The sequence below is a fragment of the Algoriphagus sp. NBT04N3 genome, from assembly GCF_019443765.1.
In the GTDB taxonomy this organism is placed as follows: Bacteria; Bacteroidota; Bacteroidia; order Cytophagales; family Cyclobacteriaceae; genus Algoriphagus; species Algoriphagus ornithinivorans.
In genome coordinates this window covers 4,255,244-4,270,346 of sequence record NZ_CP048415.1, presented here as the reverse complement: position 1 = coordinate 4,270,346, position 15,103 = coordinate 4,255,244, and the positions used below count along the sequence as shown (strand labels likewise).

Below are 15,103 nucleotides of genomic sequence, written 5' to 3'. Positions count from 1 at the left end.
TTTTTTCTATTTTTATAACCATTTTCTTCGGGATATTTGTTCAAATGAAAGGTAACAATCCTTAATTAGACTGAAACCAAATTAGCCTTCACAAATCCTGTATTGTTGCCAAAAATTGGATAATACTCCATCTTTATTTTTACAAAATATTGGAAATGGCAGACAAGGCACTGATCGAGAAAGCGAAAAAAATCTTTGAAAACTTCCTCATTAAACAAGGAAGCAGGAAAACTCCGGAGCGTTTTTCAGTGATAGATGAGTTATACTCTCTTCCTGAAGATGAGCATATGGACGTGGAAGGCTTGTTTCTAAGTATGAGAAATAAGGGTTACACGATCAGCCGAGCAACTATTTACAATACCTTAGACTTGCTGGTAGAAAGTGGCTTGGCTGTGAAGCATCAGTTCAAAGATAAAGTTGCCTTATACGAACAGGCCTTGACCTACAAGCATCACGATCACCACGTATGTAATCAGTGCAGAAAAATCCGAGAGTTCTCCGATCCAAAAATCAATGAGATCAAAGAATTAATCGGAAATGAGTTTGGCTCCTCAATCACTTCTCATTCCTTGGTTCTTTACGGGGACTGCATAATTGAAAACTGTGAAAATCTACCAAAGATTTAACTTCTGCTAAAGACCTTTTTATAAATGGGCTTTCTGTAAAAAAACTGACCCAACATCGCAGGGTATAGTAAGAATGTAAGGAGCTTGTTGGGCCCTTCATACTCTATCTCATCCCTGATAATACTGCCTTCTCCATTTTTGATAATGCGGTGTTTGTGAGTCCACTTTTTGAGAAAAAAGGGCAATACAACTCCCCGGTCAATGAAAAAGAATTCCTCTTCATTGGTTTGGTCCTCGGTAATTTCACTGGTCCACTTTTGCTTAAAAAAAATAAAATTCAACTCCAAGGAAACCATATCTCCCTTTTTGGAACCGTCAAATCTTATGAGTTTGACCGGAGGAAAAGGAGGACTCAGTCGTTTAAAAAGGGCTTTGTTGAACCCTTCTTTAACTGATAAATAATCCTGCTCTACTGGGGACTCTATGGTGAGTTTCATGATTTTCTTTTTAAAAGCTCAAAACAAATAGCATGAATAAGATAAGCCAAATTGCATCCATAAACTGCCAATAGACAGTAAAAAGTCGAATTCGCATTTTTTCATATGGATTAGTCAATAAAATCAAATGCTTGATACTATCCTCCTGATTTTTTTGAAGCTGAACCCAAAGTATCACGGCAAAAATCATAGCTCCTAAAAGGTGGAAAATATGAATACCAGAAAGCACGTAAAGAAAACTTCCACTAGGAATTCCTTTGAAGTTGATTCCCATGGACTGTAGCTCCAGCCACCCGGTAAATTGTAAACCCGTAAAAACCAAACCCAAAAAGAGTGTATTCCTCAAAGACTGAAGGACCTTTTCGGTTCTTTCTTCTTGGTAAAATATTCTCATCCGGGTAGCCGTGTATCCACTAATTACCAGCAAAAAGGTAGAAATCATGAATGAAATAGGTATTCGCTGATTCATTCCCTCCAGCTGATCCAAGCCCGAGAATAAAAAAGCTGCCACCATAAATAGGAAAATAAGCCCACTACCAATCATCCCTAAATACAGTAAAGTTTCATAGGGATGAAGGCTCTCCAGTTTTTGAAACCAGGTTTTCGGTTCGTTTACATTGCTCACGTTGGCAAAACAATTTAACAGGCCTTAGGTTCACAATTTTATCGAATCTCTCTTCGATAAGACTCAAAAACGCGAAAAGCCCTAAATTGCGCTCCCAAACTTAAACCAGCTTACTCCTTGGACCGACAGGCATTCCTATCCATCTATCAATCGGACCCTTTTTTTCAGACCTTTTCCGAAAAAATCCTTCAGGAAGGAAAGACCGATTTCCAAATCAAAGGTCTTTCGGGAAGTCTTGATATGGTCTTGTTTGCCACCTTTTTCCAAAAACACGGTGGCTTTCATCTGATTATTGCTCAGGATAAGGAGGAAGCAGCTTACCTTAATTCTGATCTTCAGAGCTTATTGGCTACTGAAGAGCATATGATTTTTCCTTCCAGCTTCAAAAAGCCTTATCAGTACGAGGAAGTAGACAATGCCAATGTTTTGCTTCGCTCCGAAATTCTAAACCAGGTTCTGGATGCAAAAGAGGGTTCAAAAATAATCATCTCCTACCCCGAGGCCCTCTACGAAAGGGTTATCAATAAAAGGTCTCTCCAAGAAAACACTTTCACTGCCAAGGTTGGAGAGCAAGTGGATATGGAGTTTGTGTCAGAATTGCTTGCGAGCTATGATTTTGAGCGTACGGATTTCGTTTACGAGCCAGGTCAATTCGCGATTAGAGGGGGAATTTTAGATGTTTTTTCTTTCTCAAATGAACACCCCTATCGTTTGGAATTATTTGGAAAGGAGATCGAAAGTATCCGAACCTTTGATGCAGAATCTCAGCTTTCCATCGCTGAGGTTGAGCAAATTTCTCTCATACCCAATACCCAAACCAAGCTATTACAGGAAGTTAGGCAGTCATTTCTAGGCTTTTTACCAGAGCAAACCAAGCTATGGATCAAGGATTATCAACTGACCATAGATGTGATGACGGAGTGTTTTCACAAAGCAGAACAAGCCTTTGATTTCATTCTAGCCAAAACCAATCAAACCAAAACCTTATTAAAGCCGGCAGATTTATTTGAAACCGGAAAGGATTTTAAAGAGCAATCAGCTCAGTTCAATATTGTCGAGTTTGGAAGACAGTTTTATTTGAAAGGAAGTGAATCCATTACATGGGATTCCCAGCCCCAACCCTCTTTCAATAAAAACTTTGACCTGCTGGTTGCCAGTCTGGCAGAAAATGAGAAAAAGGGATTCTCAAATATTATCACTGCTGAAAATGAAAAGCAGATTGATCGCTTAATCGGAATTTTCAAAGAACTTGATCCTACGCTCCATGTGCAGAGTATGCTTTTGGGCTTGAGAGAGGGATTTGAAGACAGACAAAGCAAATTAGTCTGCTACACCGATCATCAGCTTTTTGAAAGATTCCACCGTTACAAATCCCGAAAAAAGGCGAGCAAATCCAAAGCTCTAACGATTAAAGAACTTAAGGCCTTGCATCCTGGTGACTATATCGTGCACGTGGATTATGGCGTGGGAAGGTTTGCCGGATTGGAAAAGGTAGAGGTAGGCGGTAAAATGCAGGAAGCCGTCCGATTGGTTTTTAGGGATGATGACTTGCTTTATGTCAACATCCACTCCCTTCATAAAATCTCCAAATATTCCGGGCAGGAGGGGCAAGCTCCTTCAATGTCCAAGTTGGGTTCACCGGAATGGGAAAATAAGAAGACCCGTGCCAAAAAACAGGTCAAAGACATTGCCAAGGACTTGATTGAGCTCTATGCTAAAAGGCGTGGTGCTCCTGGTTTTGCCTTTTCGAGAGATTCTGTTTTGCAGGTGGAATTGGAGAGTTCATTTATTTATGAAGACACTCCAGACCAGGCATTGGCGACCTCAGATGTCAAGTCGGATATGGAAAAATCCTATCCAATGGATAGATTGGTTTGTGGAGATGTGGGCTTCGGGAAAACTGAAGTAGCTATTCGAGCAGCTTTCAAGGCTGTAAATGACCGAAAGCAGGTAGCTGTACTAGTTCCAACCACCATATTGGCTATGCAGCATTATCAGACCTTCGAGGAGCGTCTGGAAAATTTCCCTGTCAAAGTTGATTTTATCAATAGGTTCCGCACCACCAAGCAAGTCAAAGAAATTGTAGAAAAGGTAAAAAGTGGGGAAATAGACATCCTGGTAGGTACCCATAAGATTGTCAATAAGGATATTCAATTCAAAGATCTGGGGCTTCTGGTCATTGATGAGGAGCAAAAATTCGGTGTTAAGGTAAAGGATCAGCTCAAAAACTTACGGGTCAATGTGGATGTGCTGACGCTTACTGCCACCCCGATTCCCCGAACTTTACACTTTTCATTAATGGGAGCAAGGGATCTTTCAGTTATTGCTACACCTCCGCCTAACAGGCAGCCTGTTACTACCGAAGTACAAACCTTTCAGGAAGAAGTTATCCGTGATGCGGTAGCCTATGAATTAAGAAGAGGTGGACAGGTGTTTTTTGTGCACAATAGAGTGGGTGAGATAGATAGCATTGCAAATTTGATCATGAAACTAGTCCCAGAAGCCCGTGTGGTTGGGGCACATGGTCAAATGGATGGCAAAAAACTGGAACAAGTCATGGTGGATTTCATCAATCATGAGTACGATGTGCTGGTTTCAACCAATATCATTGAGTCCGGTTTGGATATTGCCAATGCAAATACCATCATCATCAACCGAGCCCATATGTTTGGATTGAGTGATCTGCATCAGATGCGGGGAAGAGTGGGCCGAAGCAATAAAAAAGCTTTCTGTTATCTCTTGACTCCACCTATGTCTGGTTTGACTCCAGAATCCAGAAAAAGACTTCAAACTTTGGAAGAGTTTTCTGATCTGGGAGATGGTTTCAAGGTTGCCATGAAGGATTTGGATATTCGCGGCGCTGGAAATTTACTTGGCGCGGAACAAAGCGGATTTATTACAGATTTGGGCTTTGAGATGTATCATAAAATCCTGGATGAGGCGGTACAGGAATTGAAAGAGAATGAATTTGCTGCCCTCTTCGAAACCGATCTGAAAGAAAAGGTCAAGGTATTGGTGCAGGATTGTACTATAGAAACCGATTTGGAGCTATTGATTCCTGAGGAATATGTCAGCAATATTTCTGAAAGATTAGGGCTTTATTCCAAGTTGGACTCCATCAAAAACGAAGAGGAGCTGAACAAATTTGCGACCATGCTGGAGGATAGATTTGGCCCTGTTCCTGAAGCTGTGGTGGACTTGATGGAAACCGTGCGCTTGAGATGGAAAGCAGAGAAACTGGGAATAGAAAAGTTGGTCTTGAAAAACAAGCAGATGAAATGCTATTTGTTGCCGGCTTCCAGAGATGATTTCTACTCATCCCCTGTTTTTCAACAAATTATGCAATTTGCACAGTTGAATTCACGTTACTTTAAAATAAAGGAGCACAAGAATCGTTTGATTCTTACTGTATCGGATGTTTCCGACATTTCTATGGCACAAAAATGGCTAAAAGAGATGCTAGCAAGCTGATTTTCAAAAAATTTAACTGGCATAAATATTGCAGTTTTGCACAAGAAATTTGCAGGATTCTCCCGATTTCGGGCTTTTTTGGCTCAAACTGAGAGAATAACAAATTTTCAAATCATTGGAAGTACTTAGGATTGACTATATATTAGCACTCTTAAACTAGATTTAAACTCCTAGAATATATGCGTTTCAGTAACAAATCATGGGGAATGTGGGCAGCAGCACTGATGATCGTCGGTGGTTCTGTTCTTTCTTCCTGTAACAAAACTCCGGGCTATGGAAGAAGAACTGCCAACAAGCCAGGAAAGAAAAGTGCTACAACCGGTGCGGAATTTTCATTTGATGAACAAGATTCGACCAACTTTTTCGTAGCCAGAAATGCCGAACAAATCCCTGGACCTAACTTGAAATTCATTCAAGGAGGTAGAGCTGTATTAGGTTCTCAGGAAGAGGATGTGATGGCTTTCAGAGACAACTTGGAAAGAACTGTCACGGTTGCCAACTTCTACATGGACGAAACCGAAATCACGAACAATGACTATCGTGAGTTCCTTTTCGACATGAAGAAAAAAGTAAGCGCTGATTCATTGAAGAAATTAGAACCTAAAGATGATGTATGGGGTGGAGCTTTGTCTTTCAACGACATGTACCAATCCTATTATTTCAGATTCCCTGGTTTCAATTTTTATCCGGTAGCGGGAGTTTCTTGGTCTCAGGCTAACATCTACGCTAAATGGAGAACAGACTACGTGCAGGAGTTAGTTAGAAAAGAAAGAGGGTTGGACTCTACCTTTACCAAAACTCAATTAATCGAAAGAGGAGTTGCTTTGGCTGATTATCGTCTACCAAGTGAGGCTGAGTGGGAATATGCTGCAAAAGCCATGATTGGAACGCAATATTTGGACGAAAATCAAGAATACGGTAGAATTTATCCTTGGGATGGAAGAGGAGTAAGAAACCCATACAATGTAAAGCGTAAGGGTAAGCAAGGTGATTTCTTGGCGAACTTCAAAAGAGGTCGTGGTGACTACGGAGGTATCTCTGGTAACCAAAGAAATGACGGTGAAATCCTTCCTACGAACGTGTATGATATGGCTCCAAATGATTTTGGCTTGTATCACATGGCTGGAAACATGAATGAGTGGGTTTATGATGTTTACCGTCCATTGACTTACCAAGATGCAGATGATTTGAACCCATTGAGAAAAGATGGATACGGCGATGACGTGTCTAACTATGAGGTATCAATGATCACTGACGAAATGAGAGTTTATAAAGGAGGTAGCTGGAGAGATGTAACATATTGGTTGGCTCCTGGTACCAGAAGATTTATGCATCAGGATTCTGCCACTAACCACATTGGCTTTAGATGTGCAATGATTTCAATCGGTGAGCGAGGTAAATAAACCTTATCCCAAATAAAAACTTAAGCCCTGAATCAAAAATTCAGGGCTTTTTTTATGCGTTGAATTGAATGTAGCGATCAGGCAAAGATTTTCTGAAAGGACTTTTTTTGCTAGCTTCTAAAGCTCAAACCTCAAACCAGCCTGTGCAAAAAATCCATTTGTCCTCCCAAAATCAATAGTTGCAAATTGGGTAGAGATATCGTTGACAGACCATTCGTAGGCCATATCGATAAAAACAATTGAAAGATTTAAACCTGTTCCGGCAAAAACTCCCCAGTTGGTCGACTGTATATCATCGGAGTAAGCCTCATTATCACCTGTAAGAAAAAACACAGAAGGTCCTCCAAATACTCTCCAAGCTACAGCTGACTCTGAATTTCCTGCCAGATAAATACCCAAATTCACGGGTATTCTTATGCCTTCCAAATCAGGAAATGTGGCAGTTAAATCAGGAGAGGAGGAGCCTGTGAGATCCAGTTTTTTTACAGTGTAGAAAATGCCAGGTTCCACGTACATTTTTCCTTCACCGAATTCAAGTCCCAAGCCAGCTTGCCAGCCTCCTTTGCCATTCAAGACATCGTCTGAGGAATTTACATCGGAATAATTCAGCCCTCCACTGGGTTTGAACTTTTGGGCTTGAAGGGAATAGGACATGAGGAAAAGGCATACGATGCCTAGGTAAGTTTTCATAGCGGGGTGAGTTTGGGGTGAATACGAATATAAGCAATAAGCCATTTAAATACTTTAGCCATAGCCTCAAAGAATTCAATAATCACCAAATCCATCACTTGAAATAGGCATATCACCACTAATTGAGAATTTTGATATTCCTACAGCCTACGAATGTAACTTCAAAGAAATAAGCTTCTAAGAATATGAACCTCAAAAGAAAAATCAACTATTTACTCTTTGGGTTATTCTTGGGAATCAGCGTACAGGCTTTTTCCCAAACAACCTATCAAACGCCCCCGAAGGCTATAGCGGATCTGGTCAATGCACCAAGTACACCATCTGTTTCTTTTTCAAAGAATGGAGACTGGATGATGCTTTTGGAAAGAGCAGATAATCCCAGCATAGAGGAATTGGCTCAGCCTGAACTACGAATCGCTGGAATGCGAATCAATCCTGCTACTTCAGGACCAAGCCGAAGCCGCGGAGTGGAAAATATCAAAATCAAAATGACCCGTAGTGGTGAGGAAATCCAGATCAAGGGACTTCCTGAAAAAGCCTCTATAGGAGGATTAGCCCTTTCCAGAGATGAAAAATATCTTGCATTCACTAATACAGAGGTAAATGGAATTAGCCTGTGGGTGGTAGATATGAGCAATTTCGAAGCTAAGAAATTAACAGATGCCATCTTGAATGATGTCTATGGAAATGTAATGACATGGACTCCTGATAATCAGATTTTGGTAAAAGCTGTGAATCCAAGCCGCGGATCTATTCCGAAGGCGCCAGCTGCACCGGCTGGTCCTGTCGTACAAGAAACAACCGGAAATGCCGCACCTTCCCGAACCTATCAGGATTTGTTGAGCAACCCTTATGATGAGGCTTTGTTTGCCTACTTCATGGACTCTCAGATGATGTTGATCGGATTGGACGGCAACAAAAAAGCAGTGGGAGCCAGCGGAATGATCAAATCATTTGACCTTTCCCCGGATGGATCTTACATCTTGGTTGATGTCATTAGAAAGCCATTTTCTTATTTAGTTCCTGCTTCCAGGTTCCCTTATGATGTAGAAATCTGGTCCAAGGATGGGAAAAAAGTAAAAACATTGGCTGAAATTCCTTTGGATGAGGAGAGGCCAACCGGATTTGATGCAACTGTCACTGGTCCAAGAAGCATCAATTGGAGAGCGGATAAACCTGCGATTTTGTATTGGGTAGAAGCTCAAGACGGAGGAGATGGCAAAGTAAAAATGGAGGAGCGTGAAATAGTCTATACCCTAGCGGCTCCTTTTACAGGTCAAAAACAAAAGTTAGCCTCTACTTCCCTTCGATTTGGAGGTATAGCTTGGTCAACAGATGATTTTGCGATTTTAAATGAAAGATGGTTTGGAGCCAGAAGAGAAATCCGATCAGTGATCAACCCATCCAATCCTTCTCAGGCGAAAAGGGTCATCATCGATCGCTCCTATGACGACATCTACAATGATCCGGGAGATCCTATGTACACCGAAAACCAGTACGGTAGAAATGTATTATTGAGAAATGGTGATTTGCTTTTCATGACTTCAGAAGGCGGAAGCCCGGAAGGAAGTATGCCTTTCTTATCTACTTTCAATGCTAAAACTAAAGAACAAAAAATCCTCTGGAGATCACAGGCACCTTACTATGAAAGAGTGGTGAAACTTTTGGATGAAGAGGGTTCTGAATTTATTACTGTCAAAGAAAGTACTGACATCCAGCCTAACTATTGGTTAGTAAACACCAAAAAGCGAATTGCTCCCCTTCAAGTCACCCATTTTGAGCATCCTTTCGAATCCATCAAAGGAATCAACAAGCAGTTGGTGAAATACAAGAGAAAGGACGGACTGGATCTTTCAGCTGTCATTTATACTCCAGAAGGATTTACCCCTGGAAAAGATGCTCCATTACCAGTCTTGATGTGGGCTTACCCTAGAGAATATAAATCCGCTGAAATTGCTTCTCAGGTAAGAGGATCCAAATACAGATTTACGAGACTTAGCTGGGGCTCCCCGATTTACTGGGTGACTCAGGGATATGCCATCATGGATCAGACGGAGATGCCTATCGTAGGTGAAGGGGACAAGGAGCCGAATGATTACTTCATAGAGCAGTTGGTAGCAAATGCAGAAGCAGCAATTGATCATATCGTGGAACTGGGAATCGGAGACCGAAATAGAATTGGTGTTGGAGGACATTCTTACGGTGCTTTCATGACAGCCAATTTGCTTTCTCATACAGATCTATTCGCGGCAGGTATCGCCAGAAGCGGTGCATATAATCGTACACTAACTCCTTTTGGATTCCAGTATGAGCAACGTACCTACTGGCAAGCGCCGGAGGTATATTTCAATATGTCCCCCTTCTCGTTTGCACATAAAGTCAAAACGCCGATTCTTTTGATTCATGGAGAGGCTGACAACAACTCAGGAACTTTCCCGATTCAGTCTGAGCGTTATTACAATGCATTGAAAGGTCATGGAGCGACTGCCAGATTGGTTTTCTTGCCTCATGAAAGCCATGGCTATGCCGCTCAGGAATCCATTTTGCATACCCTTTATGAAATGAATACCTGGTTGGAAAAATATGTGAAAAACAAGAATAAGATCGACCCTTCGAGATAAGTAGGCTCAACTTCCAAATAGTAAAAACCCTCCTCAGTTAATTCTGAGGAGGGTTTTCTTCAATACAAAAATCCGAAAAGCCACAGCGGTATAAAATTCTTGAATCCTATTTCGATATCATCTTTGACCACAAATGAGTCAGGAAGGTCCTTGATCTGATAGCTTTTCTTATTTTTTCCTCCTACCTCAAACCTCCACTTTTCATTGATCAAAAAATCTCCTTTGTCAGCAAGATTTACAGTGTTTCCAACTTTTAATTGATTGGAGAAAAAAGTTTCCCGAATGGAGCCCACACTCACATTTTCTTCCCCCAAAGCATGTGACAAGTTTGAATTACCCAAGTACAGTTTTTCAGGCTTAGTAAGCGCCCCTACACCCGAATTAGGTTTATGCAGAACTTGGAAAATCCGGGCTCGATCAAGCAACTCGAACGCCCGCAGTAAACTGGGTCTTGAAATTCCTGTTTTTTGACTTAGCTCCGATACATTTGGAGTAAAAGGAACCGATGTCGCAATCAATCGAATCAATTTCTTCAGCTTAAATATGGTCTCATAGTCCATATTCTCCACTGCCATAAGGTCTACTTCCAAAATCAACTGGACTGTTTTTCTAAGTTTTTCAGGATAGGTCTCTTTTCCTTCAATAAAAAAAGGATAGGCTCCATACTTCAAATATCTCTGAAAAAGAGCTACTGGTTGAATAGCCTCAATCATTTGGGCGGCAATTTCTATATGGTTTTTTAGAACTTCGTCCAAAGAAATTGAAGGAAAGACGTGCCCTGTTTCCAACTGGATAAATTCCCGAAATGAAAGCTCCGGTAACAAATAACTTACAGCTCTTCTGCTTAGGTCAGACTCACCCTTGTAGATTTCTAAAATCGAAGAGGAAGTAAAAATAACTTTGAGATCAGGAAAATCATCATAAATCAATTTGAGTTCTCTAGACCAATTCGGGTACTTATGAATTTCATCCAATAGCAAAACCTTTCCCCCGCTGAGATAAAACTCTTCAGCCAATTCTCTAATAGAATGCTCCATAAAATAGAGATCATCCAGAGAGATATAAAGGCTGCTCCCGTCTGCTTTTAGATGAGTTTTCGCATATTGAAGCAAAAGCGTGGTCTTCCCCGATCCACGAGCTCCATTGATAGCAATGAGTCTTTGGTTCCAATCAACCTTCTCAATTAGAAAACGAATGAACTCCAGTGAAACTCGCTGGATCTTTATTTGAGAGTTGCTTAGAAGCTTTTCCACGATGCAAATAGATTTTACACAAAAATACACATATTGTTAAATACAGTTAACATATTTTGATTTTAATTGTTAATTGTATTTTACAAAAATAGTATATTATCGTAAATTCTATTTTACAAATTAAGTCAATTGGCCCAGAATAAGTGAAAATTTACCCTTAGAAATAGATCTAAAGCCTCAAAAATCAAATTCAAGTTGAAATTCGTGTCAAACTCAAATTCTTAAAAAAAGAATCTAGAATATAAGGCTGAGTCTTTTCTTTGACAATCACCCCAAATCCGTACCCCACATAAAGATGAGGAAAAGTACGCCTAGGACAATTCTGTACCATCCGAAGGCGGTGAAACCATGGCTGGAAACGTATTTCAAAAACAACTTCACCGCAATCCATGCAGCAATAAATGCCACTCCTGAGCCCACAGCCAACATGATAATTTGGGCCTGTGTAAATACCAATTCAGATTTGATCAAATCATAGCCTCCGGCAGCCATCATTGTTGGCACAGCTAATAAAAAGGAAAATTCCGTTGCTTGCTTTTTATCCAAGCCATTGAAAACTCCACCAATGATAGTGGCAGCAGCCCTGGACGTTCCCGGTACCATGGAAAGACATTGGAAAAGTCCGATAAAAAAGGCGTTTTTGTAAGAAATATCCTCTACGTCTACATGAGTGGCTTTTTGGCTCACCACTTTTTTATCAATGAAAATCAAAATAATCCCACCCAAGATCAGAGAAACAGAAACTACCACAGGATTGAAAAGGTAGCCTTTGATAAAATCATAAGCCAGAAGACCCACAATCGCGGTAGGAATAAATGCAGCCAGCAATTTGTAATAAATCGTCAGCGATCGAAAAAAACGCTTGATATACATTAAGGCAATAGCCAAAATTGCACCTAGCTGTATAAATACTTCGAAAGTCTTTACAAACTCATCGTCATGAATTCCCATGGCCGCAGAGGCTAAAATCATATGACCAGTGGAGGAAACAGGTAAAAATTCAGTAAGGCCTTCGACTATTGCGATAATAATGGATTGAAATAAAGTCATTCTTTAAAATTAAAATTTGGGCAAAAATAAGAAACCCTGCTTCAGTCACCAGAATTTTTATCAATTGATCTTTTGGGGAGAACGATTTTTTTATTTCTTTTCATAAAATTTAAAAAGCTATGAAGTATTCATTTTTCACCCTTCTTTATTTTTCTCTGATCTTTTATTCCTTTTCCCAAGATTTTTCAGAGAAAAAAATCGAGTCTCAAATCCAGGAGGTGACGCTTTTCTTAAATGGGGCTCAGGTTTTTGAAAAGGCTCAGACCAGCATTCCCGCAGGAGAATCCATTATTATTATCAAAGGGCTCTCCCCCTATTTGGAAGAAAAAAGCATTCAAGTCAAAGCTTTTGGCAACTTCACCATTCAAGCGGTAAATAAGCGAATGGATTTTTTATCAGAGAAAGACCAAAGTGAGACTGTTCAAAAATTACAGGCAGAAATCAACAAATTGGATATCTCCATGCAGCAGGATGCGCTCCGCCTGGAGGTATTGAAGGAAAAAATCAGTCTACTGGATGCCAATAAAAATCTACGTGGAAATCAGGGAGGGCCAACAGCTGCCGAATTCAGACAAGCACTAGAGCTCTATGATACCGAATTGATGAAAATCAAAACGGAACAAATGAATTTGGATCAAAAAAGAGCTGAGAAAAGAGTACAGATTAGGCAGTTAGAAAATCAAATTCGCTCCATTCAGGAAAGTAAGCAAGAATCCAAAAGCGAAATCCGGGTTCGTGTCAAGGCCCCATCTGCAGGTAATGCACAGTTGGAGTTCAATTATTTGGTTGCCAATGCAGGATGGTATCCGAAATACGATGTGCGTGTCAAAAATGTGAATTCGCCAATGGCCATCAATTACAAAGCGGAAGTATATCAAAATACCGGAGTGGATTGGAATCAAGTAAAATTGCGTTTCTCCAATGGGAATCCCAATCAGAGCGGTGTGGCTCCACAGATCGATCGCTGGGACTTGAATTATGCCCGATTAACCGTATTCCAGCCCAGAAATACACAACCCTTTAATGGAACAATCAGCGGGGTGGTGGTGAGTGCTAGCGACGGACAACCCATTCCGGGAGTGAGTGTATTGGTCAAAGGCAGCACTGTTGGTACCTCTACCGATTTGGATGGGCGATATAATTTAACCATTCCTCCTAGAGCCGGAAGCTTAATGTTTTCATTTGTTGGCTTTCAATCTCAGGAAGTTCCGATTACAAATCGATCCACTATAAATGTTTCTTTGGAGGAAGATATGATGGCTTTGGAGGAAGTAGTGGTTGCTGGAATTAGCAAACAATTGCAAGGAAGAACACCTGGAGTCACAGTTAGAGAAGCTACTAGTTACAAGAAAAGCCTTGCATCTTCTGCAAATCTTCAAACCACATTTCAAGAAAATCAAACTACCGTAGAAATTTCCGTAAACGAACCCTACACCATCAAAACCAATGGAGAGCGGACTTTGGTTGATTTGAAAAATTATGATATCCCGGCAACTTATCAGTATAAGGTCATTCCAAAGCTGGATAAGGATGTGTTCTTGATTGCTCATCTGGCAGATTGGAGTCAGTATAGCTTCTTAGAAGGCGAAAGCAATTTATATTTTGAAGATGGCTTTGTCGGCAGATCAATCTTAAATGCCGGAGCTCTGGAAGATACATTGGCTATATCGATGGGAAGGGATAGAAGTATCCTTGTTCAACGCGAGAAAGTCGAGAGCTTTACCAAGAAAAGGACCATTGGCTCCAATGTGACCGAGTCCAGAGGCTATGAAATCACACTTAGAAATAATAAGTCCCAAACTATTAGCATTGAGGTGAAGGATCAAATTCCGGTTTCGGTGAACTCCAACATATCTGTTTCTGCCATTGAATTATCCGGCGGAAAATTAGATAGCGATTCTGGAATCATTAGCTGGCAAATCACAGTTCCTCCTGGATCTCAACAGAAACTAGGGTTTCAATATGAGGTGAAGTATCCTAAAAATGAAAAGGTGATTTTAGATTGATTTGACTGAACTATTGATCGCCAGTTTCGCAATTGATATCATCACCTATTTCTTATTTTGGCGTTGTGTCCAACCCTAAAAAACACCAACAACAAACATGAAGAGGAAAGCCAAAATATTAGGATTTTTAATTTTCGTAATAATCCATTCTTGTGGAAGAAAAGACTCAAGTGATAATACAGAAAAGGCAAAAGTTGAAATATTGAATGTTTTTTATAATGCAGGGAAAGACTCTTTGAGAAATATGTTATTTGATATTGCCTACAAAAATCAAGGCACGTCATCTCCAAGCTACCTTGTGTTCATTGCAAAAAATCTAAACACTGGTGAAACAAAGGAAATTTGTACCGAAGCTCCTTTTTTATCTGGTGCAATGCATCATGAATTTGGAATGGGTTATGATATCAAAAGTTCAAAATTTATCGACAGTTTGATATTGGGCAATTCTAAGAGAGTTTTTGAATTTAAAGAGAAAAAAGCACTTGAAAACATAAGCTTTAACGAATACCCAAGTAAAGAAAAAATTCAAGAAATAGCCTCAAAGATAGATTTGGAGAATTTCATAAAGGATTTCAGAAATAATGAAAATGTAAAGTTTATGGAATTCAATGAAGACGAATATTTTCTTCAATTGTCATTTTGTCATATAATGTTTAAATGTGGAATAATTACAAGTAGAAGCAGTGTAGGAGGTAACACAATTTGGTTTGGCTATCCAAGCATAAAAGCACCTAAAATTCCAGATATAGATGAATGATTAATGAAAGTGAAAGGGAAGGGCAGGACACAACATCACCTTGGATACAGCATGTCCAGAGTAAATTGAAAGTTAGGATCTTAAATGAGTTAGGAGTAGGCTGGAAGAGAACGGCTCCGAATGCCCACCGTCTCCAAGCTAAATCACGAATAATTAAATTTTAT

At 40.1% G+C, this 15,103-nt stretch carries 11 protein-coding genes; 6 read left to right on the top strand and 5 right to left on the bottom strand.

From position 1 onward, the window contains the following. The first annotated feature begins 155 nt into the window (after positions 1-155). Entirely contained in the window at positions 156-626 is a 471-nt protein-coding gene (locus GYM62_RS18645; RefSeq protein WP_219957507.1) for a Fur family transcriptional regulator, read from the top strand. Here the strand turns inward: GYM62_RS18645 and GYM62_RS18640 are convergent. Then, positions 623-1,063: a hypothetical protein gene (locus tag GYM62_RS18640; protein WP_219957506.1), complete on the bottom strand. Its 441-nt coding sequence runs from the start codon at positions 1,061-1,063 to the stop codon at positions 623-625. The two genes, GYM62_RS18645 and GYM62_RS18640, sit on opposite strands and share 4 nt — an antisense overlap. A 10-nt stretch (positions 1,064-1,073) precedes the next feature. Beyond that, complete coding sequence (locus GYM62_RS18635; RefSeq protein WP_255590432.1) at positions 1,074-1,688, bottom strand: cytochrome c oxidase subunit 3; 615 nt, start codon at positions 1,686-1,688, stop codon at positions 1,074-1,076. A 117-nt stretch (positions 1,689-1,805) separates the two neighbouring features. Here GYM62_RS18635 and mfd point away from each other — a divergent pair, with 117 nt between their 5' ends. Next, positions 1,806-5,159, top strand: coding sequence for a transcription-repair coupling factor (mfd, locus tag GYM62_RS18630; RefSeq protein ID WP_219957505.1), 3,354 nt, complete (start codon positions 1,806-1,808; stop codon positions 5,157-5,159). 179 nt (positions 5,160-5,338) lie between these two features. Then, positions 5,339-6,562 carry a gliding motility lipoprotein GldJ gene (gene gldJ / locus GYM62_RS18625; RefSeq protein ID WP_219957504.1) on the top strand — a complete coding sequence of 408 codons (1,224 nt, stop codon included), beginning with the start codon at positions 5,339-5,341 and terminating at the stop codon, positions 6,560-6,562. A gap of 117 nt (positions 6,563-6,679) precedes the next feature. Here gldJ and GYM62_RS18620 read toward each other — a convergent pair whose 3' ends face one another. Then, on the bottom strand, positions 6,680-7,252 hold the full coding sequence (locus GYM62_RS18620; RefSeq protein WP_219957503.1) for an outer membrane beta-barrel protein: 573 nt from the start codon (positions 7,250-7,252) through the stop codon (positions 6,680-6,682). Between the two features lie 185 nt (positions 7,253-7,437). On the opposite strand from GYM62_RS18620, the gene GYM62_RS18615 reads away from it, so the two are divergent. Then, entirely contained in the window at positions 7,438-9,873 is a 2,436-nt protein-coding gene (locus GYM62_RS18615) for a S9 family peptidase (protein ID WP_219957502.1), read from the top strand. A gap of 59 nt (positions 9,874-9,932) precedes the next feature. On the opposite strand, the gene GYM62_RS18610 is transcribed toward GYM62_RS18615, so the two are convergent. Both GYM62_RS18610 and GYM62_RS18605 read right to left on the bottom strand, forming a co-directional pair. Next, positions 9,933-11,126, bottom strand: a complete 1,194-nt coding sequence (locus GYM62_RS18610) for an ATP-binding protein (RefSeq protein WP_219957501.1) — start codon at positions 11,124-11,126, stop codon at positions 9,933-9,935. A gap of 267 nt (positions 11,127-11,393) precedes the next feature. Then, the gene (locus GYM62_RS18605) at positions 11,394-12,176 is read right to left on the bottom strand and encodes an undecaprenyl-diphosphate phosphatase (RefSeq protein ID WP_219957500.1); all 783 of its coding nucleotides are present in this window, start codon (positions 12,174-12,176) and stop codon (positions 11,394-11,396) included. Positions 12,177-12,295: 119 nt separating this feature from the next. Between GYM62_RS18605 and GYM62_RS18600 the strand changes: the two genes are divergently transcribed. After that, a complete protein-coding gene (locus tag GYM62_RS18600) occupies positions 12,296-14,182 on the top strand; it encodes a mucoidy inhibitor MuiA family protein (protein WP_219957499.1) in 1,887 nt (628 codons plus the stop codon). A gap of 97 nt (positions 14,183-14,279) precedes the next feature. Continuing rightward, positions 14,280-14,939 (top strand): hypothetical protein, encoded by a 660-nt coding sequence (locus GYM62_RS18595; RefSeq protein ID WP_219957498.1) that lies wholly within the window; start codon positions 14,280-14,282, stop codon positions 14,937-14,939. Positions 14,940-15,103: the final 164 nt, after the last annotated feature.

Coding starts and splice junctions, on each gene's coding strand:
- GYM62_RS18640 (WP_219957506.1), bottom strand. CDS start 1,063: ATGAAACTCACCATAGAGTCCCCAGTAGAGCAGGATTATTTATCAGTT.
- GYM62_RS18600 (WP_219957499.1), top strand. CDS start 12,296: ATGAAGTATTCATTTTTCACCCTTCTTTATTTTTCTCTGATCTTTTAT.
- GYM62_RS18645 (WP_219957507.1), top strand. CDS start 156: ATGGCAGACAAGGCACTGATCGAGAAAGCGAAAAAAATCTTTGAAAAC.
- GYM62_RS18615 (WP_219957502.1), top strand. CDS start 7,438: ATGAACCTCAAAAGAAAAATCAACTATTTACTCTTTGGGTTATTCTTG.
- GYM62_RS18620 (WP_219957503.1), bottom strand. CDS start 7,252: ATGAAAACTTACCTAGGCATCGTATGCCTTTTCCTCATGTCCTATTCC.
- gldJ (WP_219957504.1), top strand. CDS start 5,339: ATGCGTTTCAGTAACAAATCATGGGGAATGTGGGCAGCAGCACTGATG.
- GYM62_RS18595 (WP_219957498.1), top strand. CDS start 14,280: ATGAAGAGGAAAGCCAAAATATTAGGATTTTTAATTTTCGTAATAATC.
- GYM62_RS18605 (WP_219957500.1), bottom strand. CDS start 12,176: ATGACTTTATTTCAATCCATTATTATCGCAATAGTCGAAGGCCTTACT.